Annotated in this window: 20 protein-coding genes and 3 pseudogenes; 8 read left to right on the plus strand and 15 right to left on the minus strand. The window is 47.1% G+C overall.

Annotated features, from left to right (window positions below; translation table 11 throughout):
• Positions 1–577 precede the first annotated feature (577 nt).
• Positions 578–934 carry a response regulator gene (locus AAFJ72_RS07835; RefSeq protein WP_025847145.1) on the plus strand — a complete coding sequence of 119 codons (357 nt, stop codon included), beginning with the start codon at positions 578–580 and terminating at the stop codon, positions 932–934.
• Between the two features lie 191 nt (positions 935–1,125).
• On the opposite strand, the gene AAFJ72_RS07840 is transcribed toward AAFJ72_RS07835, so the two are convergent.
• Both AAFJ72_RS07840 and AAFJ72_RS07845 read right to left on the minus strand, forming a co-directional pair.
• Positions 1,126–2,358: an IS110 family transposase gene (locus AAFJ72_RS07840; protein WP_005833250.1), complete on the minus strand. Its 1,233-nt coding sequence runs from the start codon at positions 2,356–2,358 to the stop codon at positions 1,126–1,128.
• Positions 2,359–2,563: 205 nt separating this feature from the next.
• Complete coding sequence (locus tag AAFJ72_RS07845; RefSeq protein ID WP_432776670.1) at positions 2,564–4,399, minus strand: IS1182 family transposase; 1,836 nt, start codon at positions 4,397–4,399, stop codon at positions 2,564–2,566.
• 566 nt (positions 4,400–4,965) lie between these two features.
• Between AAFJ72_RS07845 and sigK the strand changes: the two genes are divergently transcribed.
• Positions 4,966–5,676, plus strand: a complete 711-nt coding sequence (gene sigK, locus AAFJ72_RS07850; RefSeq protein ID WP_122905981.1) for an RNA polymerase sporulation sigma factor SigK — start codon at positions 4,966–4,968, stop codon at positions 5,674–5,676.
• Between the two features lie 435 nt (positions 5,677–6,111).
• On the opposite strand, the gene istB is transcribed toward sigK, so the two are convergent.
• From istB to AAFJ72_RS07875, 5 genes and pseudogenes are all read right to left on the minus strand, one after another.
• The gene (istB, locus tag AAFJ72_RS07855) at positions 6,112–6,879 is read right to left on the minus strand and encodes an IS21-like element helper ATPase IstB (RefSeq protein WP_432776671.1); all 768 of its coding nucleotides are present in this window, start codon (positions 6,877–6,879) and stop codon (positions 6,112–6,114) included.
• The gene (gene istA / locus AAFJ72_RS07860) at positions 6,876–8,099 is read right to left on the minus strand and encodes an IS21 family transposase (protein ID WP_432776059.1); all 1,224 of its coding nucleotides are present in this window, start codon (positions 8,097–8,099) and stop codon (positions 6,876–6,878) included. Before istA ends, istB begins: the two co-directional genes overlap by 4 nt.
• Before the next feature lie 96 nt (positions 8,100–8,195).
• Positions 8,196–8,420: pseudogene (locus tag AAFJ72_RS07865) on the minus strand (hypothetical protein); the annotation flags it as partial.
• 628 nt (positions 8,421–9,048) lie between these two features.
• Positions 9,049–9,696: a hypothetical protein gene (locus tag AAFJ72_RS07870; protein ID WP_432776672.1), complete on the minus strand. Its 648-nt coding sequence runs from the start codon at positions 9,694–9,696 to the stop codon at positions 9,049–9,051.
• Positions 9,697–9,927: 231 nt separating this feature from the next.
• A complete protein-coding gene (locus AAFJ72_RS07875; RefSeq protein WP_432776673.1) occupies positions 9,928–10,398 on the minus strand; it encodes a hypothetical protein in 471 nt (156 codons plus the stop codon).
• A 418-nt stretch (positions 10,399–10,816) separates the two neighbouring features.
• Between AAFJ72_RS07875 and AAFJ72_RS07880 the strand changes: the two are divergent.
• Positions 10,817–11,062, plus strand: a pseudogene (locus AAFJ72_RS07880) (sigma factor-like helix-turn-helix DNA-binding protein); the annotation flags it as partial.
• A gap of 395 nt (positions 11,063–11,457) precedes the next feature.
• Here the strand turns inward: AAFJ72_RS07880 and AAFJ72_RS07885 are convergent.
• From AAFJ72_RS07885 to AAFJ72_RS07895, 3 genes are all read right to left on the minus strand, one after another.
• Positions 11,458–11,823, minus strand: a complete 366-nt coding sequence (locus AAFJ72_RS07885) for a hypothetical protein (RefSeq protein WP_432776674.1) — start codon at positions 11,821–11,823, stop codon at positions 11,458–11,460.
• A 308-nt stretch (positions 11,824–12,131) separates the two neighbouring features.
• The gene (locus tag AAFJ72_RS07890) at positions 12,132–13,256 is read right to left on the minus strand and encodes an IS4 family transposase (RefSeq protein WP_432774378.1); all 1,125 of its coding nucleotides are present in this window, start codon (positions 13,254–13,256) and stop codon (positions 12,132–12,134) included.
• A 120-nt stretch (positions 13,257–13,376) separates the two neighbouring features.
• A complete protein-coding gene (locus AAFJ72_RS07895; protein WP_432776675.1) occupies positions 13,377–13,934 on the minus strand; it encodes a hypothetical protein in 558 nt (185 codons plus the stop codon).
• 364 nt (positions 13,935–14,298) lie between these two features.
• On the opposite strand from AAFJ72_RS07895, the pseudogene AAFJ72_RS07900 reads away from it, so the two are divergent.
• Positions 14,299–14,553, plus strand: a pseudogene (locus tag AAFJ72_RS07900) (sigma factor-like helix-turn-helix DNA-binding protein); the annotation flags it as partial.
• A 584-nt stretch (positions 14,554–15,137) separates the two neighbouring features.
• On the opposite strand, the gene AAFJ72_RS07905 reads toward AAFJ72_RS07900, so the two are convergent.
• Positions 15,138–16,253 (minus strand): hypothetical protein, encoded by a 1,116-nt coding sequence (locus AAFJ72_RS07905; protein ID WP_432776676.1) that lies wholly within the window; start codon positions 16,251–16,253, stop codon positions 15,138–15,140.
• A 225-nt stretch (positions 16,254–16,478) separates the two neighbouring features.
• Between AAFJ72_RS07905 and AAFJ72_RS07910 the strand changes: the two genes are divergently transcribed.
• Positions 16,479–17,009, plus strand: a complete 531-nt coding sequence (locus AAFJ72_RS07910) for a CarD family transcriptional regulator (protein WP_432776677.1) — start codon at positions 16,479–16,481, stop codon at positions 17,007–17,009.
• Positions 17,010–17,142: 133 nt separating this feature from the next.
• On the opposite strand, the gene AAFJ72_RS07915 is transcribed toward AAFJ72_RS07910, so the two are convergent.
• Positions 17,143–18,210 (minus strand): CapA family protein, encoded by a 1,068-nt coding sequence (locus AAFJ72_RS07915; protein WP_432776678.1) that lies wholly within the window; start codon positions 18,208–18,210, stop codon positions 17,143–17,145.
• Between the two features lie 151 nt (positions 18,211–18,361).
• On the opposite strand from AAFJ72_RS07915, the gene AAFJ72_RS07920 reads away from it, so the two are divergent.
• From AAFJ72_RS07920 to AAFJ72_RS07930, 3 genes are all read left to right on the plus strand, one after another.
• Positions 18,362–19,528 carry a UDP-N-acetylmuramoyl-tripeptide--D-alanyl-D-alanine ligase gene (locus AAFJ72_RS07920; protein ID WP_432776679.1) on the plus strand — a complete coding sequence of 389 codons (1,167 nt, stop codon included), beginning with the start codon at positions 18,362–18,364 and terminating at the stop codon, positions 19,526–19,528.
• A gap of 242 nt (positions 19,529–19,770) precedes the next feature.
• Positions 19,771–20,751, plus strand: coding sequence for a C40 family peptidase (locus AAFJ72_RS07925; protein ID WP_432776680.1), 981 nt, complete (start codon positions 19,771–19,773; stop codon positions 20,749–20,751).
• A gap of 179 nt (positions 20,752–20,930) precedes the next feature.
• Positions 20,931–21,278, plus strand: a complete 348-nt coding sequence (locus AAFJ72_RS07930) for a transporter (RefSeq protein ID WP_122904668.1) — start codon at positions 20,931–20,933, stop codon at positions 21,276–21,278.
• An 87-nt stretch (positions 21,279–21,365) separates the two neighbouring features.
• On the opposite strand, the gene AAFJ72_RS07935 is transcribed toward AAFJ72_RS07930, so the two are convergent.
• The 3 genes from AAFJ72_RS07935 to ctaG are packed head-to-tail and all read right to left on the minus strand — an operon-like array spanning position 21,366 to position 23,677.
• Positions 21,366–22,133: a FixH family protein gene (locus tag AAFJ72_RS07935; RefSeq protein WP_432776681.1), complete on the minus strand. Its 768-nt coding sequence runs from the start codon at positions 22,131–22,133 to the stop codon at positions 21,366–21,368.
• 5 nt (positions 22,134–22,138) lie between these two features.
• Complete coding sequence (locus AAFJ72_RS07940) at positions 22,139–22,750, minus strand: SCO family protein (RefSeq protein WP_122904666.1); 612 nt, start codon at positions 22,748–22,750, stop codon at positions 22,139–22,141.
• Positions 22,751–22,801: 51 nt separating this feature from the next.
• Positions 22,802–23,677, minus strand: a complete 876-nt coding sequence (ctaG, locus tag AAFJ72_RS07945) for a cytochrome c oxidase assembly factor CtaG (RefSeq protein ID WP_432776682.1) — start codon at positions 23,675–23,677, stop codon at positions 22,802–22,804.
• Positions 23,678–23,730: the final 53 nt, after the last annotated feature.

Consider the following 23,730-nt stretch of genomic DNA (forward strand, 5'->3'; position numbering starts at 1 on the left):
GAACCGGTGCAGCATATCCGATGGTTACAAGTCCATCACGCTCGCGCAACATAAAGCTATTTCTCAACGTTGGAAAGCAGGTTGATATCTGCCATCCAGATTTGATCGGGAGCATTCGCTGTGAACTGCTGATTCAGAACAGATGATGCACGAATTAAGGCCCAGTTCCTTCATGGTGCGGGCGGTCGTTTTCCGGATTTCTTCTTCCCCTGCAAATTCTTGTTCCAATCAGAGACGCCATTTGCTTCGCAATCTGGGAGATGGATTGATCTTTTACATCGCGTAAGTATTAGATATTGTGTTGTTGAGCCATTGCCAGCATTCCTTTCATCTCTCTCCTATCTGTTCCGCAAATAGAAGAGCAAAGTGTTGGTTAGCTAGCTGGCAATGCTTTTTTCATTTTCGAAAATGGTCTGCCCTTTTCGATTGCCAAAGTATGTACTTTTATTTTGTTAAACACAGGTATGCTCTCCTTATTACATGAATCCTTTCCAATCAAGTATTCCATTGCTATTGTTTACTCCCTATTGAAAATGGGTATATGTTACTGGGACAAAAGGTTGAGGAGATGTGATTTATGGCTAGAATATTAGTCGTTGATGATGCTGCGTTCATGAGACTACAGTTAACGGACATTTTGACAAAAGGCGGGCATGAGGTAATTGGTGAGGCTGAGAATGGTCTGGAGGCAATAGAAAAATATGCACAATTAAAGCCTGATTTAGTTACAATGGATATTACAATGCCTGTGATGGAGGGAATAGATGCCGTAAAGGGCATTAAGAAAATCGATCCCAATGCATCAGTGATAATGTGTTCTGCTATGGGACAACAACAAATGGTTCTAAATGCTATTCAGGCTGGCGCAAAAGATTTTGTGGTGAAACCTTTTCAAGCAGACCGGGTACTCGATGCCATCAAAAAGATTGTCTAGGGGCTTTCCAAAAAGGGCAAATCCGCTAACGTTTAAAAATCTGAAACATTGCTATATCAACGTTTCTGACATACAAAGGGGTATCTCAAAGTGGAAATATCGACTTTTTATACGAAAATGCCCCCCCTAAAAAGCAAAAAAAGGGACGGACTACAGTTGGTTGCTAGATATATCCAAAATATGGTATTTACTTACACGACCTCAGTTGGTTCAATCATTACCTTGAACCCTTGTGATTCAATTCTCTTGATCCAATAATCAACAACTCGATCCTGATCTTGTAAGTAATCCCATCCAAACTCTTGATACGTTATGTTATTTTTCAACATGTGATATATAATACGTAATATGAGGTGAGCCGTGGCCATCGTAGCTTTTTTCTGGCCTCTTCGTTTCTGGATGCGATAAAAAAACGAAGCGAGCCGAGTGCCTTTCGATTTACTCGCGGCCCAAGCTGCCTGGCAAAGTACGGCTTTCAAGCTCCTGTTTCCCTTCGTGGTTCGGGAGCTTTTTTTCTTGCCCGCACTTTCGTTGTTCCCTGGACTTAAACCTCCCCATGATGAGAGATGGGCATCCGATGGAAAACAAGACATATCGTATCCGATTTCTGCTAGGATGACCGCCGCCGCATCCTTTTGAATCCCCGGAACGGTGATGAGTTGTTCAACAATGTCCAAATGAGGACTGAGGAGCCTGTCGATTTCTTTTTCGATTTCCCTAATTTGTTCTTCGAGATACCTCAAGTGATCGAGGTGCATCCCGATTATTTTTCGATGATGAGCTCGAACTCGACCATTCAAAGCCTCTATAAGTTGCGGAACTTTTCTTTTCAGTGATGTTTTGACTAGATCTTTTACTTGGTCTGGACTTAGCACCTCACCGTTCACAATCGATTCGAGTAAGGCTCTTCCGGATACACCGAATACATCACTCACATATGTTGTCAGCTTGATGTTGGCATCCTGCAAAATCTTGTGGATTCTGTTTTTTTCCGCCGTAGCATCACCGAGCAGCTTTCTCCGATAACGAGTGTAATCGCGTAAATCTCGAATATTTTCGGGCGGAACAAAGCTGGGAGTGATCAGCCCACAGCGGAGTAATTGAGCAATCCAAGCTGCATCTTTTACATCCGTTTTTCGACCTGGAACATTCTTGATTCTCTTAGCGTTGGCGAGTACCAATGTAAAGCTCCCTTCAAGAACGTTCCATACCGGTTTCCAGTATACTCCTGTGCTTTCCATTGCAATGTGCGTACATTCGTATTGATGGAGCCAATCGTGAAGTTCAAGGAGTCCTTTGGTAGTGGTAGAAAAAGTCTTGGTTTCTTGTTTCGGTTTTCTGTCCAAAGGACCATACATAACACATGCTACCACCGTCTCTTGGTGTACATCGAGTCCAGCACATCGTTCTAATATTGCATCCATTCCCATCACTTCCTTTGTAGAAAATGATGCAGGCCATGCACCCGAAGCAAAGTATTTTTATACACGTACTCATGGTAACAATCGGCGGTGCTCGTAGGTGCAGTCGGCCGGTTTGAGACTCGGGGTTATTGCCACCAAAAAAGTATCGGCCTGTGACCTGCTAATTTTATTATGAAATCAGCAGGTTCACAGGCCAAGTACATTTTCATTCAATGTGGTGGCTGTCAGGCCATGGTAGTTTGAGACAGCCCCTTCGTATTAGTAGGGGCTGTCCAATAAGTCCCCAAAATAAAAAATGGGCGGAAAACCGAAAGGTTCCCGTCCATTTTTTTAGTTCCTTCGTTTCTTTATTGATGAAGGCAGTCAGGCGGATGCTCGCCACCTTCAGTAGATTGTGGGCTAAAGCCACAATCCCAAACTCTGTATGAACCTTATCCAACCCTCGCAAGGAAAATCGGCGGAACGACCGATTGCCCTTGATGTGACCGAACACGCTTTCGACTTCGACTTTACGCCGAAAATAGATAGCGGACTTCTCGTCATCCTCAAGGGCTCCTTTGGCTTTTGCTTTCAACTCTTCCCAGATCGTATTCCAGTGTACCTGGCGGTTTCCTTTTGCTTTCGTACAGGCTGACTTGAGTGGGCAATCCCTGCAATCCTCACATTCATAAATCTTGAAGCTCTGTTCCAGACCAGAATGTGTTTTTTTCGTTTGATATTTCTTAAATGGAACATTTCGGCCGTTAGGGCAAATGAATCGATCATCCAACTCTTCGTACGTCCAATTCGATGCATGTCGTATATCTTTTTGGTAACTTCTCGTTTTCTCTTTCATGTAGTTGCTATAGGGAATGAGAAAATCAAAACGCGGCTCTTTTTCTTCTCCAACTGCATACAAATAGTTTTCCTCACTGCCATAGCCCGCATCGGCAATGACCGTTTTTGGCATCGGTAAAGAAGACGCAGCCAGTCGTTCCATATGTGGAATGAAGCATCGCGTATCCGTTGGACGTTGATGAAGGCTGTAAGACAAAATAAACTGGTTTTCCGTGGCTATTTGCACGTTGTATCCCGGCTTTAACTGCCCATTTTTCATGTGGTCTTCCTTCATTCGCATAAACGTGGCATCCGGGTCTGTTTTGGAATAACTGTTGCGCTCACCGAAGATGACCTTTTGCTGTTCATACTTCGTCAGGCGGGGAAGAAAATCCTCACGGATTTGTTTTAGGGGTTGCTTCAGGGCACTACGCTCTTGGCGCAAGATTTTCCGTTCGGCACTCTCACTTGTGTTAGCGATTTGTTCCGTCAATTCTTCGACTTTTTCCTCCAATGCGGCGGCGGCTTCTTCGAGCTTGGCAGGGAGTTCCTCTGAATGGACAGCGACATACTCTCCAGCCTCTTGTCGGGTAAGGCTATGAATATGGGCAAGGGTCTCCTGGATCTTTTCCTTCAGCTTCTCTTCAAAGCGAAGTACGGACTTTTTCCATACAAAGGAATACTTGTTTGCATTGGCTTCGATCTTCGTGCCATCGAGAAAGTAGTTTTCCATCGTGATGTAATTGTCCGCAATCAGCTTTTGAATCATGGTTTCAAACAACTCGTCTATGAGAGCTTTCATGCGTACACCACGGAACTCGTTTATGGTCCGAAAGTCGGGCTGTTGCATCGCAGCCAGCCACATGGCAGGGATGTTCTCTTGCAACAGCTTTTCGATTCCACGGCAGGAATAGACTTTCTGCGAGTATCCGTAAAGAATGACTTTCAGCAGCATTTTCGGATGATAGGAGCTGCGACCGCCCCCTGTATAATGCGCGAACAACTGCTTGTCTGGAATGGCCTCGATCATCTCATCAATGACACGTGCCACATGATGGGGCGGGATATACAATTCCAAATCCAGAATCATTTGGATTTGCTTGTTGTCGTAAGATTTGAATGTAGGAGCAAGTTTTCGTTTGGCAATCCTATTCTTTTCTATATCCCCTAGAGGAAGTGAAAGTTCCGTGATATACTGTTCAGTAGTAGTCGTTCGATTACGCAAAAAAATCGCCCTTTCTGAGTTGGTGGTGTGGTAACTTCCATTCTACAGGATGTGGCGATTTTTTTGTGCCTATTTTTCACATTAATAAAAACGGGGCGTCCAGCAGTCAGGTTACACTGACTTTCTGGACAGCCCCTTTTTTCTTGGTCGTTCTATGATGGCGGTAGCCGGGAGAACGTGACAGCCCCTGGGGATTACCCCGTACTTAAAACAGTTCTCCCACTGCCCCCTTCTATCATGTTTGAGCTGATTGAGGCAACAGACCTCGCATTACAAGCGAAGCTGTGAAGTTGGAACCATTGTGGCATTACAAAAATGTACCGCCCCTGTGAATGCCAATCATCAAACCATTTATGACGTCTCTGCGTATCACCTCGACGATGGGAGCCGGAACAGGTACAGGAGCCACTTTTGCGATTGCAGCAACCGAGTCAGATCGTCAGTTCCTGAAATGCAAAGGCAAGCCCGCGCGGATGCAGACGCCGATTTTCCGTTGGTACTTGCACATCTGGGTATTCGCCCACATAAGCATAGAAGTAAGCTATCCAGACGTGGAGGTGGCAGCCATGTCCAGCATCATCGCGGCGCTTTCCCTTGTGTTCAAGGAACTTCTCATGTTTGTCGCTTATGTCAAGAACAACGCGTTCCCCCAGCCTCTTCAGGATACGGAAGAAGAAAAGTACCTCCGCCTCATGGCAAAAGGCGACCCGTACGCCCGCAACAAGCTGATTGAGCACAATTTGCGGCTGGTGGCGCACATTGTGAAGAAATTTGAAAATACGGGTGAAGACAGTGAAGACCTGATCTCTATCGGCACGATCGGACTTATCAAGGCGATCGAGAGCTACCAGGTGGAAAAGGGAACGAAGCTGGCTACGTACGCGGCCCGTTGTATCGAAAACGAGATTCTTATGCATTTGCGCAGTCTGAAAAAAACGAAGAAGGATGTTTCTCTGCACGATCCAATCGGAACGGACAAGGAAGGGAACGAGATTACGCTTATTGATGTGCTCGGTACCGAAACAGACGAAGTGGTGGACGCGGTCCAGCTCAAGCTGGAATCGAACAAAATTTATCAGCACATCCACATCCTCGATGATCGGGAAAAAGAAGTGATTATCGGCAGGTTTGGACTCGATCAGGACAAGGAAAAAACACAGCGGGAAATCGCCCGCGAGCTTGGCATTTCCCGTTCGTACGTTTCCCGCATCGAGAAGCGGGCGTTGATGAAGTTGTTTAATGAGTTTTATCGGACGAAGCAGACGCAGGGGAAATGAATCGGATAGAAACCGCTAGCGGGTTTCGGGCTAGTGGTTTTTTCTCCTGTAAATATGGCTGAGTTGGAGTGAAATGTACTGTCGTATCCGGCAATGTTGCGTAGCAAGTGCGACAAATGCTTGCTACTATATGAAAACGTTAGGAGTGCCTTCGGGTACTCCTTTTGCTCTGCTCCCAGAACGAAAAAAATCGTAGCATCGTTTGAGCGGGACAAGCATCCGGTCGGCCAAATGGCGTTGACAGTTTGATAGGTATCAATTAAATGAAATCACTTGAAGAATAGTAAGTGATAGCCTTACCCTTTCGTTTTGCATATTCAATTTCTTTTCTAGTACTTTCTCCAATGTATTTATTTACGTCAATTGTCAACGCCGACTTTATTTTGACCCACCCTCGCCGGTTTAGAACTGACCCACCCGGCGATTTTTTGTTGGTTAGGTGGTAGAGGGAGAGCCGTAGGCTCCAGTCCTCATTTTTTCACGAAGTCGGTAACTATTCCCCCTAATGTTGACGATGTGGGAGTGGTGTAAGAGCCGATCCAGAATAGCTGTAGCAAGTATCGGATCGCCCATCAGTTCCCCCCATTCCCCGAAGCTCTTGTTGCTGGTCAACAGAATGCTCCCTCTCTCGTATCTTGCACTTACTACCTGGAAAAAGAGGTTAGCTGCCAAACTGTCAAACGGCAAGTATCCAATCTCGTCAATCACGAGGAGCTTTGGGCGAATATAGATACAGATGCGTTTATCCAGTCTGTTCTCCATGTAAGCTTTTCGCAGATCCTCGATGAGATGCGATAGACTGACAAAGTAAACAGATATCCCTTGCGAGATGGCTTCTACAGCCAACGCCACCGCCAAATGACTTTTTCCTACTCCGGGAGGTCCTAAGAACAAGACATTCTCGTGTCGGGTTACAAAAGTCATCGTGGCCAGCTCTCGAATCAATCGTTCGTCAATACTAGGTTGGAAAGCAAAATCGAACTCCTCTAGTGTTTTGCGGTAAGGCAAATGGGCAAGTTTGGTGCGTACCTCCATATTCCGCTTTTGACGTTCCGCTATCTCGGCATCAAGGAGCGTGTTGAGAAAGGACAGATAAGTGGGCTGTCCATGACTTGCCGCTTCCAAGTGAGCATCCAAAAGGAGAGCCGCTTGTTGAAGCCCAAGTTCCTCGAGGCGTAGTCGCGCCTGTTCCAGTTCAATCATGCTCCCACCTCCGTCAGCTGCTCATAGACGTCCAGCGAACGTACTTCCACTTGTTGCGGTGAAATCTGTCGGGCTTGTGGACGTGGATAGGCATATCCTTGAGCGGTCGAAAGACCTGCGTACTGGTTTTCGCAAAAAACAGTGGTGCGGGATCGATAGACCTTTTGATGTCGAGCAATACATGTGCCGTCGGCCCAGATTTCCACCCACCCATTCACTTCGCGAACGGTACTCTCACGTCCACTGTACCTCCATGGAACGCCATATCGTACACCATCGTAGCTAACAAATCCGTCTCGGCTGACCTTTCTTGGTTCATGTAAGTATTTTTCCCACCGTTCAGTTGAAGGGATGGGCGACAGATTTTCCTCACGGAGTCGGTCAAAGGGGCGGTCGCCAGTTGTTCCATGAATACGGCGGTTAATCCGCTCGCACCAGTGTAGGGCTTGTTGATTGAGATCCTGTAAATCAACGAAGCGTTTGCCAGGAAGAAAGTTGTTTTTTACGTATTGAACGCCTCGTTCCACTTTTCCCTTTGTTTCGGGGCGACGAACTTTGCATACTTTTGGAACAAGCCCAATCGCTGCGGCAAAGTCAGCAAAAAGCGGGTGCCAGCGAGGTTTTCGATCATCTCCCATGCCCAGTACGACGGTTTTCATCTGGTCGGTCAGCATGACTTTTGGGATACCTCCAAAATATTCAAAGGCATGAATCAAGCAACGAAGAAAACTGTGAATGTCACAACGCTTTGTGAACTCGATATAGGTGGAACGAGAGTACCCCAGTACCATGACAAATACCGGCACTTTTCGGACGGTACCGTCCAAATCTACGTAATCACACAGTCCCCAGTCGACCTGTGCATATTCACCGGGTTTTGTCTCGTAACGAAGAACAGCGGGAACTTGTTTGGGAGGACGGAAATCCTTCACATAGTCTTTCAAGATGGTACGTCCCCCGGTATAGCCCTTTTCTTGTAGAAGATCGAATAAAACCTCGCAGTTATAGATACCTTCTTGAAGACGTTCCTGCAGGAACGGTTTGAATGGATCAAGCTTGGAACCACGAGATTTACGGGTTCCCTTTTCGGGAATGAATTCACCCCGGAGATATCGGCGAACTGTATTTCGAGAATGCCCAGTTAGACGGGCAATTTCACGAATACTCTTGCCTTCTGCCCTCATGGTATGTAACGATATCACTATCCCACTCCTTAGCATGTGTCTCCCTCCGAAAATTAACTTGGCCGTTAATACCGAAGGGGATATATTCGCTAAGGGTGGGTCATTTTCTTTCCGGCGAACCTGGGTCAATTATATCTCGGCGGTGACATCAATAACAAAAATCTCATCAGCTAAATCGATTTTTTTATAGTGAATCAACTCAAATAGTGCCTCTTGCTCAGGCGTTATTTCGATCCCTTCACTTTGTTCAAAGAACCCTAAGCTAATAACAACATGCCCCTGGATAGTAAGTTTTGCATTTACCTCTTCAAATTGTTTTTTGAATTTGGTGGAACCACAAAGCGTAATTACTTTCATACTTCAGTTCCTTTCAAATCATTTTTATCTATAGTAATCGAGAATTGGAAATATTTCGAGAGTAAAAAAGAAAGCCACATATCGGGACTGAAGGAGTGGCAGTGGTTTCAACTGAGGATGTTTTGTCCAGCCTCAACGACCGCCAGTGCGAGTTTTACGTCCCGCGAACGGAGAAGGATTTTCGTTTGAAGACATAGACATCGCCCGCCTGCTCAAGAACACCAAGAGCATCGTACAGACAGTTCTCACCCGTGCGTAGGCAAAAATTTCTGAGCGAGTTGCAAACAGTCTATTGTTCGTTCGTTGGATAGGTTGTTTATTTTTTGCGGTTGAAGGGAATGAGGAAAGGGGGAATTTTCCAAGTGTACAAGGAGTGAGTATGGAACCTATGGAACCGTTCGTTGACCTTATAGTTGGTGGCATCTTGAAGTTAATTTTATGGGTAGCGGTACCGTTGCTCGTGATGACATTGGCATTCGGTAAAATTTTGTTTCGGCTGCCCAAGCCACTGAGAGCGATCATTTATCTTGTTGCGGGATATGGTTGCTGGTTTCTTTATGCTCAGTACGGAGTATGACGGTTGTTGTCAACGCCGACTTTACTTGTCGGCGTTGACATTATCAACCAACTACTTAATAAAAGGGCGTAAATAAAGACCTTCAGTTGTAGCAATTGTTTGAAGAAGTTCTTGGCTGTCAAGATTACCGATATAAGCGGGCATATTTAGATCATAGTTAGACCATATACAAATCTTTAACTTTTCAAAGACAAAAACGGTAGAAACCGTTTCACGTAAGCCTAATTCTAGTAAAACTTCTAAATCTGCTACATGGTCAACTTTTAAATAGTCAGTATCCCCCTCATTCAGGGTATCTTGAAGAGTAATCACACGACGCTCTTTTGTTTCGTCATGTAATACTTCTTTTATACGTTCAGCATTTTCGGTTCGTAGAGAGGTCTCAACCCATACAGAATCATAAGCCCATAGTAATTTGAACAGCCGTTGATACTTTTCCTCTTCTTTCATATAAAGTTCTTTAAGAGCTTGTTTATCTTCAACCATGGAAAAGTTTACATTTAGCGCAGAAAATTTGAAGTTATCTTCAATTATTCTTGGAAATCTGTCAATGATTAAACTTTGACTGGAAAATTTTTCGAAAACGATTTCGCTATGTTCTAACAGCACAGTACTTGAGTCTGAATCCCTGTTAGGATCAATGGATATATCCCATTCTTCATTCCAAAGCGACTTTACTACAGTTTCAAATTTGGTCATAGTATCTCCCATCTTAGATTATTAGTCACGCAGAATTTTGCCTTCATCGTTAAGAGTGGCAACTCGTTTTCCAGCAGGATTTTTTAACTTCCAAGCGCTTCCTTCCTCCATGACTGTTTCCTCCTGCCCTATCTTTGTCTATCTCCCAGCCTGTTTTAGGATCTCGATAAGCTGTACGCCCTCTAACTTTGTCAGTAAATTTTCCGAGATCAACTCCGTCCCCATCTTTATTCAGCAATTTTTTGGAACATCAGCAAAATATATAACTGCTTGGGCATAAAGTGAAGTAAATGCTTTATCTATCTTATTTGCCATAGAACTGAATGCAGCCTTAAACGCACTTACAATCCCTTCAAACTTACCTTCCACTTCATCCCAATAGATTCCAACAACTACCCCAGCTCCTATAGCAGTGATTACACCAATAATATCACCGATTGGCAAAGGGCCGTTAACCGCAGCAGCTGCAATCCCTCCACCAACAGCCATCATTGAGTAGTAAACAGGTCTAGGCAAATTTAATCTATCAAGACGAGATGACAGAATGTCAAGTGGTTCACTGGCAGCTTTAGCCACCATATTTTTAGAAATCGTTTTTGTTTTTACATTTGCACGTTCTAGGGTATCAATTGAAATTTTACCAACTGCTTTTTCATGAAACTCCAATAAACTAGAGTTTCCCTGTTTGCTTTGTTTAATCATGAAATCTATAAACTTTTGCTGAGCTTCTGGAGTTAGATTTTCAAATGCAGTTCTGGCGATCTCTTCGTCACTTAAATCTTTTGCTAGTTGAATATTTTTTTCAAATTTAGAAAAAGACTCGAAAGCTATTTGCCTTTCGATATTATGTTCTTCCCCATTAGCAAGTGCAGGTGCAACCAGATTTAGATGCTCCTTTTCTCGTACTAGGATTACTTGCCGGAGGAGCTCTTGGTTCTTTGGTTTGTTTTTGTATTATTACAAAACATTCTCGATAAGGCATGTTTGACTATACATAACCAATTACTGTCTCTGGCTTGAAGCAGTTCTACATAGAGTTTGGAGAGCGGCTTACCTTTAGAACCTATCTCGGGTAATCATCTCCCAAAAGACCTAATTTGCAGAAATGGCTCCGGCGGCGGTGGTGGACGCCGTCCAGCTCAAGCTGGAATCGAACAAGATTTATCAACACATCCACATCCTCGACGCACGGGAAAAAGAGGTCATCATTGGCAGGTTTGGCCTGGATCAGGACAAAGAAAAGACGCAGCGGGAAATTGCTCGGGAGCTTGGCATTTCCCGTTCGTACGTCTCCCGCATCGAGAAGCGGGCGCTGATGAAGCTGTTCAATGAGTTTTATCGTACCAAACAGACGCAGAATCGGTGAGTGGGTGCGTGCTAACGGAAGCTGGAAACCAATAAGTCACCCGCAAGATGGTCACTGACCTACTTGCGGGTGATTTTGTGAATGCTAATCAAAAAGTTGACCATTTTTGGAGCAAACGATCATCTTCGAGTTGACCACCTGCGATGCTTTTTTTCACACAAAGCAGCATTTTATTTCCTGCACCAAGGATCGTCAAGGATAAAGGGTAAACCCCTTGCTACGCAAGCCCCTGACGATCCTTTGCTCAGAAAAACATTTGCAATTAGGTGTGAAAATGATGACGTGTGCTCAAACTGTCAGGTGGGTAACTTTATGATGAGCAAAGTGGTCAACATTTTGGTGAGCGTTCACATGATTTTTGCTAATCGTAGCTAGGTAGCCCTAGGCGCTATTTTTTAGTCATTAAAATTCAAATCATCGTCACTTAATACAAAATAGATCATATCTTCCCACCACAACCATGGAGATGAATTAATGTTATGTGAGTTACTTTTCCAAATGTCATAATTCACATTCATTCTAAAACCATCTCTGCTTCTATCTGCCTCAATATGGGTACCTTGAGAAAAACTGAAGTTTGGCATCGTTTGCTTATATGGACCAATCGGCATTGGATTTGTTACATACCATACTGCATGGTCATCTACTTGATCAAACGTACTCTCAATTTTTACATCGCTATTAATATCTGTTACCCAAGTGATAGCGGCCGGAATGGTGATTGATACTTGACTGGTTCTGTTTTTAGATGAAACCGGCATTGGATCTAGTAAATCTGTGTAAGAATGCCATCTTGGCCACCATTGAGCTTTAAAGCCAGTAATATCAGTAGAAGTTTTACTCTTATGATCTGCTCTTAAATAAAAATAATTTATTTTAGTAGTTGTCCCACCTATATATACTCGATCACTAGCGTTGCATAAAATTCGCCAGGATTAATAAACTGATTTTTCTGAACTAAATTCCACTTCCAAATGGCTAAAGAACGGAGTGACCCACAAAGGTAGTTCCGTCCATTTGGCATTTATATACACTTAAACCAGATGCTACACAACTGTTTCCTTCCTGCTTATGGATCAGGCTTTCTTCGTTTCGAGGTTAATCGCTCCCACCAGATTCGGCTATCCTCCCAGAGCATCACACGTAACCACCGATAGATTTGCAACAAGCTTTCTTGGCAAGCAGAGAAGATTTTGGCCAAGAGAAGTAAGCAAAAGGCGATCAGGGCAATGAACACTTGGTTCAGAACCGCTTCTTGGCTTTTTCCGTAAAACGAAGTGATTTTCACGTGTTGCTTCAACCATTTAAAGAAGATTTCAATGGCCCAGCGACTCCGATACATCTCGCTGATTTCTTCGGCAGATAACTCCCATCGATTCGTGATCAGCAGGAGGGGATTTCCCTGTGAATCGGTTGTCTCTATGAGGCGAAGGACATGTTTCATTCGCTTTTGCTGTGTCCCCATTTGTACATAACCATCTCTTTTGATGGAACTCCCTTCGGAAACCGGACGATCAAACAGATACCGGATAGCTGCCTTCTTCTTTACTCGCGTAACGAAGAAGATCCGGCGTTCGCAGAACGCGTCAAACTTGGCGTAGTCTACAAATCCTCGATCAAACACATACGTTGTACCCGGATGGTCTACGAGCGTATCGAGTTGAGTCCGGTCATGAACACGTGCTGGCGTCAGTTGTACCCTTTCCGGATAAACGTCTTCTGAAGAAGCAAATGCGACCCGGAAGTGAAGTTTTACTCCCGCTTTTGTCTCACGAAAGGTCGCCCACTTGTATGTATGGAGGCACAAAGGGATCGTGGTCGCATCTACGATGCGAAAATCACGTTTCATCGCTGGGGGAAGAGAGCATAGCCGAATCCGTTGAACCAAGTCCCTGAACACACGTTGTAACAGGTTGGAATGAGACTGCTGATGCTTGCGTGAAAGTTGGGAAGGACTGATCGAGGTAAAGCCAAGTTCTTGTTGAAATTTCCTTCCTAACGCGTCATCTGCAATCGCCCGTAATCCTTCTCGCTGCTGAAGGTGAGCATGCAGAAACAACAGGAGATAGGCGGAGGTCGTCAGCTTTTTGACGTACTTGTCGTGATCACTAGAAGCCAAATCTTCAAAAAAACGTTTCGAAAAAATAGGCGAAACCCATTTACCAAATGACGAAAATAAGGTATTCTTGTCCATACATGTAATCCTTTCAGTGGATTTGGACAGAAACTACCTGACCATTCCATTGTAAAGGATTTTTTTGTGTCTTCCATATTCAATATAAAAATACTGAATATTGTGTTTGTTCTGGTTATATTAATGCAACGCTAGTGATACTCGATATTCCGTATTCCAAAAAACTTTACCATCCTCCGATACATTAATTTTAAGTGCCCTACTTGTTGGGTAGTATTGGAGGGTAGGTGCTCTTAATGGATTTTTACTTTCATTCATCTCAATATTTTCTTCGCTCTTATCTTTATATTCGTCTAATATCTCCTTTCCGATTTCTCTGAATTGTTTCTCAGATAATTCACTGTCAGAAGTCAGATAGACTGGTACAATTTTATCGTCACTGTCTTTAAAAGATCCGAAATAAGTAAACTTCTGATCTTTATTTGCTTGATTGAATGCTGAATTCTCGGCTTCTTTTACAATAAGCCCACCGAATGGAATTTCTTTTCTTAACTCCGCTAAGTCAACGTCTTTTTGGTTGATGAAAGCAATCTCTCCGTTTTCCTCCATTAAACTCTTAAATTCCTCCGTACTGTCTAACAGTGTACGCTTCAGGAATCTCTTTTCTGCAAATGAAGGGGTGACTGCTAACGTTAGTAATAATACTAGGGAAGATAGGCATAATAGTACTTTTTTCATAGTAACTAAACTCACCTTTCTTGGTTATAATTTACAGTAAATATAATAAAGCATAAAACGAAAATTTTCAATTATTTTACAAATGATTAATAATTTTCTAATTTTAAGTTTTGTGCTAAGATAGTGTTTATTAGTTGGGGGGATTTATTAAATGAAAATATTAAAATTACTAGTAGTATTACTACTCACTATTATCATTCATTTTGCTGTAAATAGTATTAGTCTTGATAGTGAAAACGGCACAATAGAGTGGCTCCTATCATTGATTGCCGCCATTCTATTAACTAGCATTCTTACCGATACAAAAGACAAATAATCCTGGTTCAAGAAATGTAGGTTCGCTAAATCCTGGCAAGTAGAGGGCACGGGCGAAGTCGTGGATGCGGTACAGCTCAAGCTGGAATCCAACAAAATTTATCAGCACATCCACATCCTCGACGCACGGGAAAAAGAGGTCATCATCGGCAGGTTTGGCCTGGATCAGGACAAAGAAAAGACACAGCGGGAAATCGCTCGGGAGCTTGGCATTTCCCGTTCGTACGTCTCCCGCATCGAGAAGCGGGCGCTGATGAAGCTGTTCAATGAGTTTTATCGTACCAAACAGACGCAGAATCGGTGAGTTACAGTACCCCGCAAGACGGTCACTTTCCTGTGTCCTTCTTGCGGGGTATTTTTGTTTATTCGTGGATGTCAATGAATCTGTCATCCCACTTGGAGACGAAGTAAACATAGGCTATCATGATGTCATTCACCTGTGTACGTGATTCGGTTGTTTAATACGTTCCATTCCAAATTTTTGTAAACGAGAACATAGTCATAGTGATTCACGCGGATTTTCCCGTCGCTTGTCGTGACTTTTTTTATTAACATCCACATAATATTTTCCCGCAGCAAATTGAATATGGGTATGATTTTCAGCTCCTTCCATTTCCAACTCGTTTGATGCTTTGCTGTGTTCGGGGTGGGGAAGATGAGTCTGGGGGATAAGAGAGGGCGGTCAAAAAATAATCGCAATATACGCAATCATTTGGCTGTCCGTTCTGGCTGTCATTCTAACAACACAAGAAGAAATAACCTTATCTACGCCTCAATCTTTTGAGCCACAGCCCGTCATGAACAGAAAAGCTGCGGCTCCTTCTCTTTTTCTTGCTCCACAACCACTGTTGCAGGAAGCCTTTGCCCCTTCTGCTGCCTCACACGCGATTACCACCCTGCAAAACGGCTCATGTGCACCGAGTCCAAATCTCCGACAAAAAATGACTTGCCATCTGCCGCCCATCCCAAAAATTGAATGTTGTCGATGGTATCCAAATAAGGACTGCCATCGAGCGGGTAGGTAAACGTTTGATTCGCCGTCTTTATGACAAGCTGCTCGTTCGCATCCTGGGCATTGGAGGTGGAGAGAAATTTTTCAGCGACATAGTTATGTCCGGTCGGGGACCAGAAAACTTTGGTCAAATCACGGTCAATGTACACGGAATGAGGGTGCTCGGCGGTCGGCACGCTTTTGCCTGTTTGCAGGTCGGTCATAAAGCCGTGCCCTTCTTTGACGTCGAAGCGCAGCTTCATATCGTTCGAATACGAAGGAAAGCTTTTGATCGAATGCGTGTATTTGAGCCCTGTCGGCAAATCAAGCTCTTTAATGGTGCCGTTTGCCTTGTACAGCACTTTTTTGGACGTGGGTATCCAGTAGAGCAGATTTACCGCCTGCGTGCTTTTTTCTTCAGCAGGGAGCGAAAATTGGTCGTTGACCTTCATTTTCAGCGTATTCATGTCTTGCAGGTAAAGCTTGTGGCGCTTTTGCAAATTTGCTTCCTTCAGATCCGACTGGATAAAAGTGAGGTAGTGGCCGTCCGGTGCAAGCGCATAATCGAGAATCGGTGTGTCGGCAGTCCCTTTGACAAGCAGCGTTTTTTGGTTCGTGAGCGGGTTGTAGCGGTACAGGCTGGCCTGTTCCATCAGGAGAAGCTCGTCCTTTTTCTGTGCCCACTTGGCAAAACCGCTCAGTTGGCGCAGTTGCCTGGTCTTGCTGTCATACAAGTAGAAGATGGTCGGTTCCCCTTTTTTGAAGCCTTGCTTTTCCGCATACACAAACCGACCGCTCGGCGACATGCTCGCGCGGTGCACAGCGGGGAGCTGCGCGATGAGCGTTTGCTTTTTTCCATCCAGGCTGATCCGGTATATTTTCGAGAGTTGGGCGGCAGTGTTCGTTGTGGTCGAAGTGGTGCTTGCTGCACTTGCTTTTGGCGAGGCTAACGGTGAGCATACGGATGCGGCAAGGAGCATTGCTGCCAGGGCTAGTTGTCTCGTTTTTTTCATCAAGCGTCATCCTTTCTCTGACTGGTTAGACGCGCAAAGCACGGGAAAGTTACCCAAACAGCAAAAAAGACTCCTTGTGGGCAGTAGGCTTTCTTCACCCATTTTTCATGCATTTTTATCCAAAATTAAATATTGACTTAAAATAAAAGTGCATGATAAAATAAAAATTTTTAAATTCGAAAACTGTGTTATAATGAAGAAGATCGCATTGCAGGAGGTGGACGTATGTTTCAAGTAGGTGACAAGATTTTTTACCCGATGCACGGGGCAGGCGTAATCGAGGCGCTGGAAGAAAAGGAATTTCTGGGTGAAAAGCAGCTCTATTATGTGCTCCACATGCTGCAAAAAGAGTTGAATATCATGGTCCCCGTTGAAAAAATGTCCACACTGGGCATTCGCATGGTCGTAGACGCTGACATTTTGGACGAAGTGTTGGCTGTCATGCGGACAGAGCGTCCTGACTCTACGTTGAATGCGCAACAGCGATACAAGAAGAATACGGAAAAAATGAAGAGCGGCGATATTTTTGAGCAGGCCGAAGTGATCCGGGACTTGTGGCGGATCAGTCAGGGCAGAGTATTGGGCACCAGCGACAAGCTGATGCTGGACAATGCCCAACAGCTAATGGCAAGCGAAATGGCTCTCGTAAAAAATTGGGGCATCGAGCGGGCCGAGCAATTGTTGCGCGAGGTGCTGTCTGCAGAAGTGCCCGACAAAGATGCTTCCTTGCAGCAGACGGCGGTCTATCAAAAGTGAATGCGATAAGCCGGGAAAGGGAGCAAAGGGTGTGATTGCTACAGCAGTCGCCCCTTTTTTTTGCCAACAAATGAAGGGGCAGCCAAGACCCATAGCCGGGAAAAGAGGAAAGGGGCTTTATTGGCGCCCCCTTTTACTCGATCAGGATGCCTGGCTTTCGACCGATAATCTGGATCGCGCGTTTCCAGAGAAGCAGCAGTTTCTTTCGTTGCAGCAGGGGAAGGTTCATGTCCGGATACTTCAGGTACGAGCGAATGGGAATCACCCGAAACCGGATGCGGCTGTCCTGCATGTAGCGCTGGCAGTAGGTTGGAATGACGGAGATTTGACGGATGGCGACCTGCTTCTGCGCGTCCTTTTCCACGGAAAAGCGCAAAATTGCCCCGACCTGTGACTGAGCGAAGTGCAGCATTTTCTCTGAGGTGAAATTCCCGAGCGAGTAGGCGACCAGAGTACGCTTTTTCCTGCCATCCGCAAGGGGAATTGCGGGAGTGACGACGGGTTGGAGCACGTGAGGGTGTGCGCCCAGGATGACATCTGCGCCCTGGTCGAGCAGGCTTTGCACGAGCAGGCGCTGGTTTGCTGTCGGGGTGTAGCGGAATTCCACGCCAAAATGCAGGGCGACGATTACGAGGTCGACGAATGGGCGGATGGCCGCGATGTCCTGCAAAATGGCTTCCCGGCGGATGAGGTTGACGAGCCATGGCATGTGCGCGGGAATGACCTGTTTGTTCGTTCCGTACGTGTAAGCAAGCAACCCGATGCGGATGCCGTTTACTTCCCGGATCAAAGGAGTGCTCGCCTCCTGCGGGGAGCGGGACGTGCCTGTGTGCGCCAGTTTGTAGCGATCCAGGACATCCAGTGTGCGGCAAAGTCCGTTTGGCCCTCCGTCCAGACAGTGGTTGTTTGCGGTTGTTACGATGTCAAAGCCGACTTGTCTAAGATCGCGCGCCAGCTCGTCGGGACAGTTGAACCGAGGATAGCCAGTTCGTGCCGAGCCGATCTGGTAGGGCTGGCCTTTGCCGGAAAACGTCGTCTCCAGATTGCCGATGACAAGATCAGTGCCTGACAGGATAGGGGCGACGGGAGCAAACATCTCCGCAAAGGAATACTGATCCATCGAAGTCAGCTTGGCGCAAGCCACCTGCTCCTTCCACATGAGGATGTCGCCAACTGCGGCGATGGTGACTTTCTTTTTCATTGGCTTCACCTCTTCCCTCTACTCTATTCCGAAAGTCTTCCGCCTGTTTTGGATAGAAGCGGAACGTTTTCATAGATAACGGTCTATACAGGCTGTCTCACTCGGACATACAATACCGAAGCGGATTGGAAGAGCAGGGGTGAAGGGGAGATTGTCAGTGAAAAAGAAAGGCAAGAAACCAGCTCGGCCAAAGACGGTGATGCTGAACAAACCGGTGATCGCGGTGACGGGAAGCGCCGGGAAAACGACGACGAAAGAAATGATCTATACGATATTGCAAAGACGTATGTCCACATATCGTTCGATGTACAACAAGAACTTTTTGGGCAATACGAGAGCGCATGTCAGTCGCTTGCGGGACGAGCACAAAGCGGTTGTGCTGGAATTCGGGTTGCTGAGAAGTGGCCATATTCGCCAGCATTGCCAGATCATTCAACCGAATCTGGGGGTCATTACGAACATCGGGACTGCGCACATTGGCAACTTCGGCGGAGATGTCGGACGGCTCGCCATGGCAAAATCCGAGTTGATCCGCCACATGAAGTCTACCGGTATCGTCTTTCTCAATTGGGATTGTCCATACTCGCGCCAGTTTACCCAACAACCTTTTTTAGGGACGTTTGCTGGCAGATTCGTTACGTTCGGGGTCGGGCAGGAAGCGCATTACCGGGCGGACAGCATTGCACGGGAGGAAGGCGGAATTTCGTTTGTCTGTTCGTTTCAGCAGCAGAGAGAAGCGATATTTATTCCGATTTTGGGAGAACACAATGTGCACAATGCGCTGGCGGCCATTGCCGTTGCGCATACACTCGGCATCCCGTTTCAGGAAATTCGGGAGGGGCTGCGCCAATTCCGGCCGCAGCGGAAGCGGCTCGTCAGCTACCGGTTGGCCCACAATGTCCAGGTGCTGGACGACACGTACAGCTCCAATCCGGATGCGGCCAAGGCTGCGATTGACGTGCTCAGCCAGTCCGGACAAGGCACCAGAATCGCGGTGCTGGCGAGCATGCTGGAAATGGGGAACTACGAAGTGCGAGGCCACGAGGAAGTCGGCGAGTATTTGAGCCAAAAAAATGTGGATTATTTGTACACGTTGGGGCGAAGTGCCCGCCATATTGCGCGCGCGGCCATCCGGGCAGGCTTTCCCGCGAACCGGGTCATGCATTGCCCGAACAAAGAGGTATTGCACCGCAATCTCGCCAAAAGAATGAAGCCCGACACTACTTTTCTCGTAAAAGGCTCGCATCGGCTGAAAATGGGAGAAACGGTACAGTTTTTGTGCAATACGCTTGCGAAAGGCAAACGCAAACCTCGCTAGCGTTGTCAGAACCTTGCACGCGGGCAGGCGCTTGTCCCAGGAGCGGACAAGGGCCTTTTTGGCATGGGAAAAGGCATGGGACGAATCGGTCAGAAAGGTCTGAAATACAGGACTATGGTCATCCGACTATGTAATCAAATCCTTTGTTGGAAAGATTTACAGACTTATACGGGTCGGGTTTTTCCAGTAAAGTGGGATTGTACCCAATCCGTTGGGAAAAAACACAGCCAGGAGGAGAACGAATGACGAAACGAGATTGGTTGCAAAAGTCGACTGTCGCCGTCATGCTGAGTACATCCCTGCTTCTGTTCGCAGAAGGTGGACAGGCCGCCGCTCAGACTGTGGATTCGCAATATTTGGTCAAGTCAGAAAAAATCGTCCAGACAGCTACATCCCTGATCGGCAAAGACTACAAATACGGGGCGGTTGGTCCGAACTCGTTCGGCTCTGCGGGACTCGCTACCTACGTGTACAAACAGGCCGGACTGACGATTGACAACACGATTGCCAAGCTGTACAAGGCGGGCAAGTCCGTCTCGACAGACAAAATCCAGGCTGGAGATTTGCTGTTCTTTTCCTCGAATGGAAAAGGTGCTCCGACCTTCATGGGAATTTACATCGGAAATGGCCAGTACATATACTCATCGCAAGGAGAAGATGAGGTCGTTTTGAAAAAAGTCAGCGATTATACGAAAAAGCTGCTTGGCGCACGCCGAATTTTGCCGGAGGACACCGGAACGGGCACAACGCCGGAGCCGGGTCAGCAGGAGTCAGGTGCTTCTACAATCGCGGACAAGGTGATTGCGGCCGGGAAAAAATACATGGGCACACCGTATGAGTACGGCTCGACCCGTGCGAACAAAAAGACGATGGATTGCTCCGAATTCACCATGTGGGCGTACCTCGAAGGGGCCAATATCGACATGGGCAAAGGCGGAGCGCGCTCCCAGGCCAACTTCGTAAAAAGCAACGGCACGTATACCACTGATATAAGCAAGCTGAAAAAAGGCGATCTGGTCTTTTTCATGGCCTACAAAGGCTACAAGCAATCCGACTACAAAGGGATTAACGTGCCGAAGCAAAGCATTACCCACGTCGCGATCTACCTGGGCGACGACAAGCTGCTGCACACCTTTTCCAAGGAGTCCGGCGGCGTGAAAATTACAAATTTCAGTAATACACACTGGGAATACCGCTTCATCATGGGCGGACGCCCTTATTAACCAGAGACAGTTTGAAATCCAAGGCGGCGCGATTGCGTCGCCTTCTTTTTAGGGGAAGGGGAGCGATGCAGGCGAAGGGGACGATCGCGGAAAATAGGTGAATGACCACGGGCAAACACACAGTCCATCTGTGCGTTTGCAGCATCTCTTATAGGGAGACTTGTAGGAGGTGAAACGTCATGTCATATCAGTATCCCCCAGGTGGCTATCCTCCAGGAGGGTACCCACCACCGCCGCCGCCGGGAGGTTCTCCTGGAGGGTTTCCTCCACCGCCGCCAGGTCCGCCTCCAGGCAGGACGCCCAGTGCACCGGGATCGCGAGGATACGGGGGGACACGTCGGATTGAACCGGGCGGATTTTATCCGTGCCTGTATCGGTATACGTACATCTGGCTGCAAAATGGGCGCTCCTTCTGGTTTTATCCTGTATTCATCGGCCGGAGTTCAGTAACAGGCTACCGCTGGAGAAGAAACCAGTGGGAATACTATGGCCTGGAGCTGAACCGCATCGCCTACTTTACTTGCTAATACGAAAAAGTGCAGAAGACGGCCTTCCCCGGAATGGAATGGCCGTCTTTGCTGTTTGCTCAAGAAAGCGTCTGACTTACGTGTCTGTTACTGGACAGTCACGGTGAAATCTTTGTGATCGTGCATGTCGCCTTTTTCCAGATGGACCTTCACCGTGTATTCCCCAGGGGCAGGGAAGGAGAGGTTGCCTTCGTACTGCCCGGCATTTTTTTCGCTGGCATCCGCAAAGCTGTGCTTCGCCGCATCGCCTGTCCAAAACTCAAACTTGACCGTGCCTCCCGACAACGGCTGGTTGTCCTTCATCAGGTGAACGACCATGACAGCCGCAGACTGCGCCTTGAGCTCGTCCGGTGGCATCAGGTGAAAGTCGACTCCACTGGCTGCATGCGCTTCGCCGGAAGCGGCTTTGCCGTGCTCGTGTCCGCCGCTTGTATGACCCGCATCAGCATGATCGGCATCGGCTGCGCCTTTCACAGTAAAAGGCGTTTTCTGCATGTTGTGGAAATCGCGGGCGGTGACGTGGTAGTAGACAAAGTAGGAGCCAGGCTCGCTGATCGTCTGCTGCGCCGTGTAGACGCCATCGGATACGAGCTTCGCCGGAATCGTTTCGTGTTTCTCCTGTCCATCCTTCCACCATTCAAACGAGACTTCCCGCGCATCGTCCACAGGCTTGCCTTCCTGGGTCACTTTGACGGAAAACGTAATGGGTTGGCCTGCTACCGGCTCCGCAGGCTCGATAGAAAAAGTGGCGTCAACAGGAGCGCCTGAAGCTTCCAAGGCCTGGTCGCTTGGGCCAGAACATGCCGCAGTCAAAATGACCAGTGCGGACAGGCATAGCGTGAAAAAGCGTTTCATTTGCGTTACCCTTCCTTCTTCAAGTTCAACAACTCTTGATAAATTTGTTCCGGATCAAAGTCCTCACCCATCCCGAACTTGCGGATGACCTCGTTGTTTTGGTCGACGAGATAGGTGCTCGACGTATGCGAGATGAATCCGTCCTCGGTCGTTTTGGCAAAAAAGCCGAGCGAGCTGGTCACGGTGCGAATCGTCTCTTCGTCGCCGCGCAATATGGTCCAGCCCTCGTCTGCAATACCGAGCTGTTGGACGTAATAGCGCAGCACGTCGGGAGTATCGTTTTTGGGATCAATGGTAATCGTCAAAAATTCAATGCCTTGTCCCATCAGTCCAGCCGCTTGCAGCCGTTTTTGCAGTTGCACCATTTTTACGGTGGTCGTCGGACAAATATCGGGACAGCGCGTATAGATCAGCTCGACCAGACGGATGCTCCCGGTCTTTGGTGAGAGAGAGTAAGCTTCTCCATCCAGCGTTTGCAGTTGTACGTCCGGCAGCTTGGCCGAAACCGTGGACGGACTCAGCCAAAACCAAGAGGCGACGAGAGCAGCGAGGACGAGCAGCGGCAACAACACGAGCAGCCGTCTTAGCCGGATCGCGGCAGTAGGAGTGAGTGGCACGCAGGATGCCTCCTTTTTTGCAGATAGGTAAGTGTGCCGCTTTGGGCAGTGTTATTGCGGAATCAGACCATCGTCCGGCTGATTTTTTTCTTTCCGGTACCAGGCGGCAAACACGTAGGCCAGGACGGAACCGTACGTCAACTCCTGCAGCAGCTTCATGATGATTCCGCCAAGCCGCTGATCCTCCAGGGGCACGAGCGGAACGGCAAACATTGACTTGTCGATCGGGGCGGAAAAAAACGGCGCACACAGCATCGAAGGGCCGTTGACATACGTGCTGTACAGAGCCGTCTCCGAAAAAATAATGAGCGCACAGGCTGGCGTAATCAGCACGCCGTTGGCAAAAATGTAGGCCAGCTTTTGCAGCTCGGACAGCCGATGAATCTCCGGAATGGGAGCGATCACAGGAAGCCACATCAATATGGCCGTAACCAACAGTACCAGGTGAATCAGATTATGCATAGCCAGGTTGTTCATCGCCATGTCTAGCATAACAGGCATGTGATAAAACGAAAATAGGGCATTGAACAGCAGGATGGCCGTAATCGGATGGCTTGCCACGCGCAGCAGCCGTTTCAGCCCTTTGCGGTAAAAAAGCGAGCGGATCAGCCAGGACGGCGTGCCAGCCAGCAGCAATAGCGGCATCATCAGGTAAAGAATAGACTGCTGAAGCATATGGGCGCTGAACAAAAAGTGGCCCGCGACGTTCAATGGGCTGCCCATGCCGAAATAAAAAAGGAGCAAGCCAATGGAAAACGACAGCTTCTGTGTGAGCGTGACGGGTTTTGCCTCAGGAAACGTCCGGCGCAAAGGTCCTGTCAGCGAAAAGTAGGCAAGTCCGATCAGAGCGGTAAGCAAGATCAGCTCCGGGTTCCACGTCGCCCGAAAGCCGAATGTTTCGGTCAAGTCGATAAGGTTCAACACCATTACCTCCGTTTTCCTGGAATATTCCCCAGTAACCATTATAGGCATTCGCTTCC

The organism is Brevibacillus gelatini (assembly GCF_050920745.1).
GTDB classification, from domain to species: domain Bacteria; phylum Bacillota; class Bacilli; order Brevibacillales; family Brevibacillaceae; genus Brevibacillus; species Brevibacillus gelatini.

What these genes read in the sequence shown, in the direction of transcription:
- ctaG (WP_432776682.1), bottom strand. Translation starts at nt 23,677, where the DNA reads ATGGTGTTGAACCTTATCGACTTGACCGAAACATTCGGCTTTCGGGCG.
- istB (WP_432776671.1), bottom strand. Translation starts at nt 6,879, where the DNA reads ATGATTGAACTGGAACAGGCGCGACTACGCCTCGAGGAACTTGGGCTT.
- sigK (WP_122905981.1), top strand. Translation starts at nt 4,966, where the DNA reads ATGTCCAGCATCATCGCGGCGCTTTCCCTTGTGTTCAAGGAACTTCTC.
- AAFJ72_RS07885 (WP_432776674.1), bottom strand. Translation starts at nt 11,823, where the DNA reads ATGCCGGTTTCATCTAAAAACAGAACCAGTCAAGTATCAATCACCATT.
- AAFJ72_RS07875 (WP_432776673.1), bottom strand. Translation starts at nt 10,398, where the DNA reads ATGATTAAACAAAGCAAACAGGGAAACTCTAGTTTATTGGAGTTTCAT.
- istA (WP_432776059.1), bottom strand. Translation starts at nt 8,099, where the DNA reads ATGCTAAGGAGTGGGATAGTGATATCGTTACATACCATGAGGGCAGAA.
- AAFJ72_RS07910 (WP_432776677.1), top strand. Translation starts at nt 16,479, where the DNA reads ATGTTTCAAGTAGGTGACAAGATTTTTTACCCGATGCACGGGGCAGGC.
- AAFJ72_RS07890 (WP_432774378.1), bottom strand. Translation starts at nt 13,256, where the DNA reads ATGGACAAGAATACCTTATTTTCGTCATTTGGTAAATGGGTTTCGCCT.
- AAFJ72_RS07840 (WP_005833250.1), bottom strand. Translation starts at nt 2,358, where the DNA reads ATGGATGCAATATTAGAACGATGTGCTGGACTCGATGTACACCAAGAG.
- AAFJ72_RS07835 (WP_025847145.1), top strand. Translation starts at nt 578, where the DNA reads ATGGCTAGAATATTAGTCGTTGATGATGCTGCGTTCATGAGACTACAG.
- AAFJ72_RS07870 (WP_432776672.1), bottom strand. Translation starts at nt 9,696, where the DNA reads ATGACCAAATTTGAAACTGTAGTAAAGTCGCTTTGGAATGAAGAATGG.
- AAFJ72_RS07895 (WP_432776675.1), bottom strand. Translation starts at nt 13,934, where the DNA reads ATGAAAAAAGTACTATTATGCCTATCTTCCCTAGTATTATTACTAACG.
- AAFJ72_RS07925 (WP_432776680.1), top strand. Translation starts at nt 19,771, where the DNA reads ATGACGAAACGAGATTGGTTGCAAAAGTCGACTGTCGCCGTCATGCTG.
- AAFJ72_RS07915 (WP_432776678.1), bottom strand. Translation starts at nt 18,210, where the DNA reads ATGAAAAAGAAAGTCACCATCGCCGCAGTTGGCGACATCCTCATGTGG.
- AAFJ72_RS07905 (WP_432776676.1), bottom strand. Translation starts at nt 16,253, where the DNA reads ATGAAAAAAACGAGACAACTAGCCCTGGCAGCAATGCTCCTTGCCGCA.
- AAFJ72_RS07935 (WP_432776681.1), bottom strand. Translation starts at nt 22,133, where the DNA reads ATGAAACGCTTTTTCACGCTATGCCTGTCCGCACTGGTCATTTTGACT.
- AAFJ72_RS07930 (WP_122904668.1), top strand. Translation starts at nt 20,931, where the DNA reads ATGTCATATCAGTATCCCCCAGGTGGCTATCCTCCAGGAGGGTACCCA.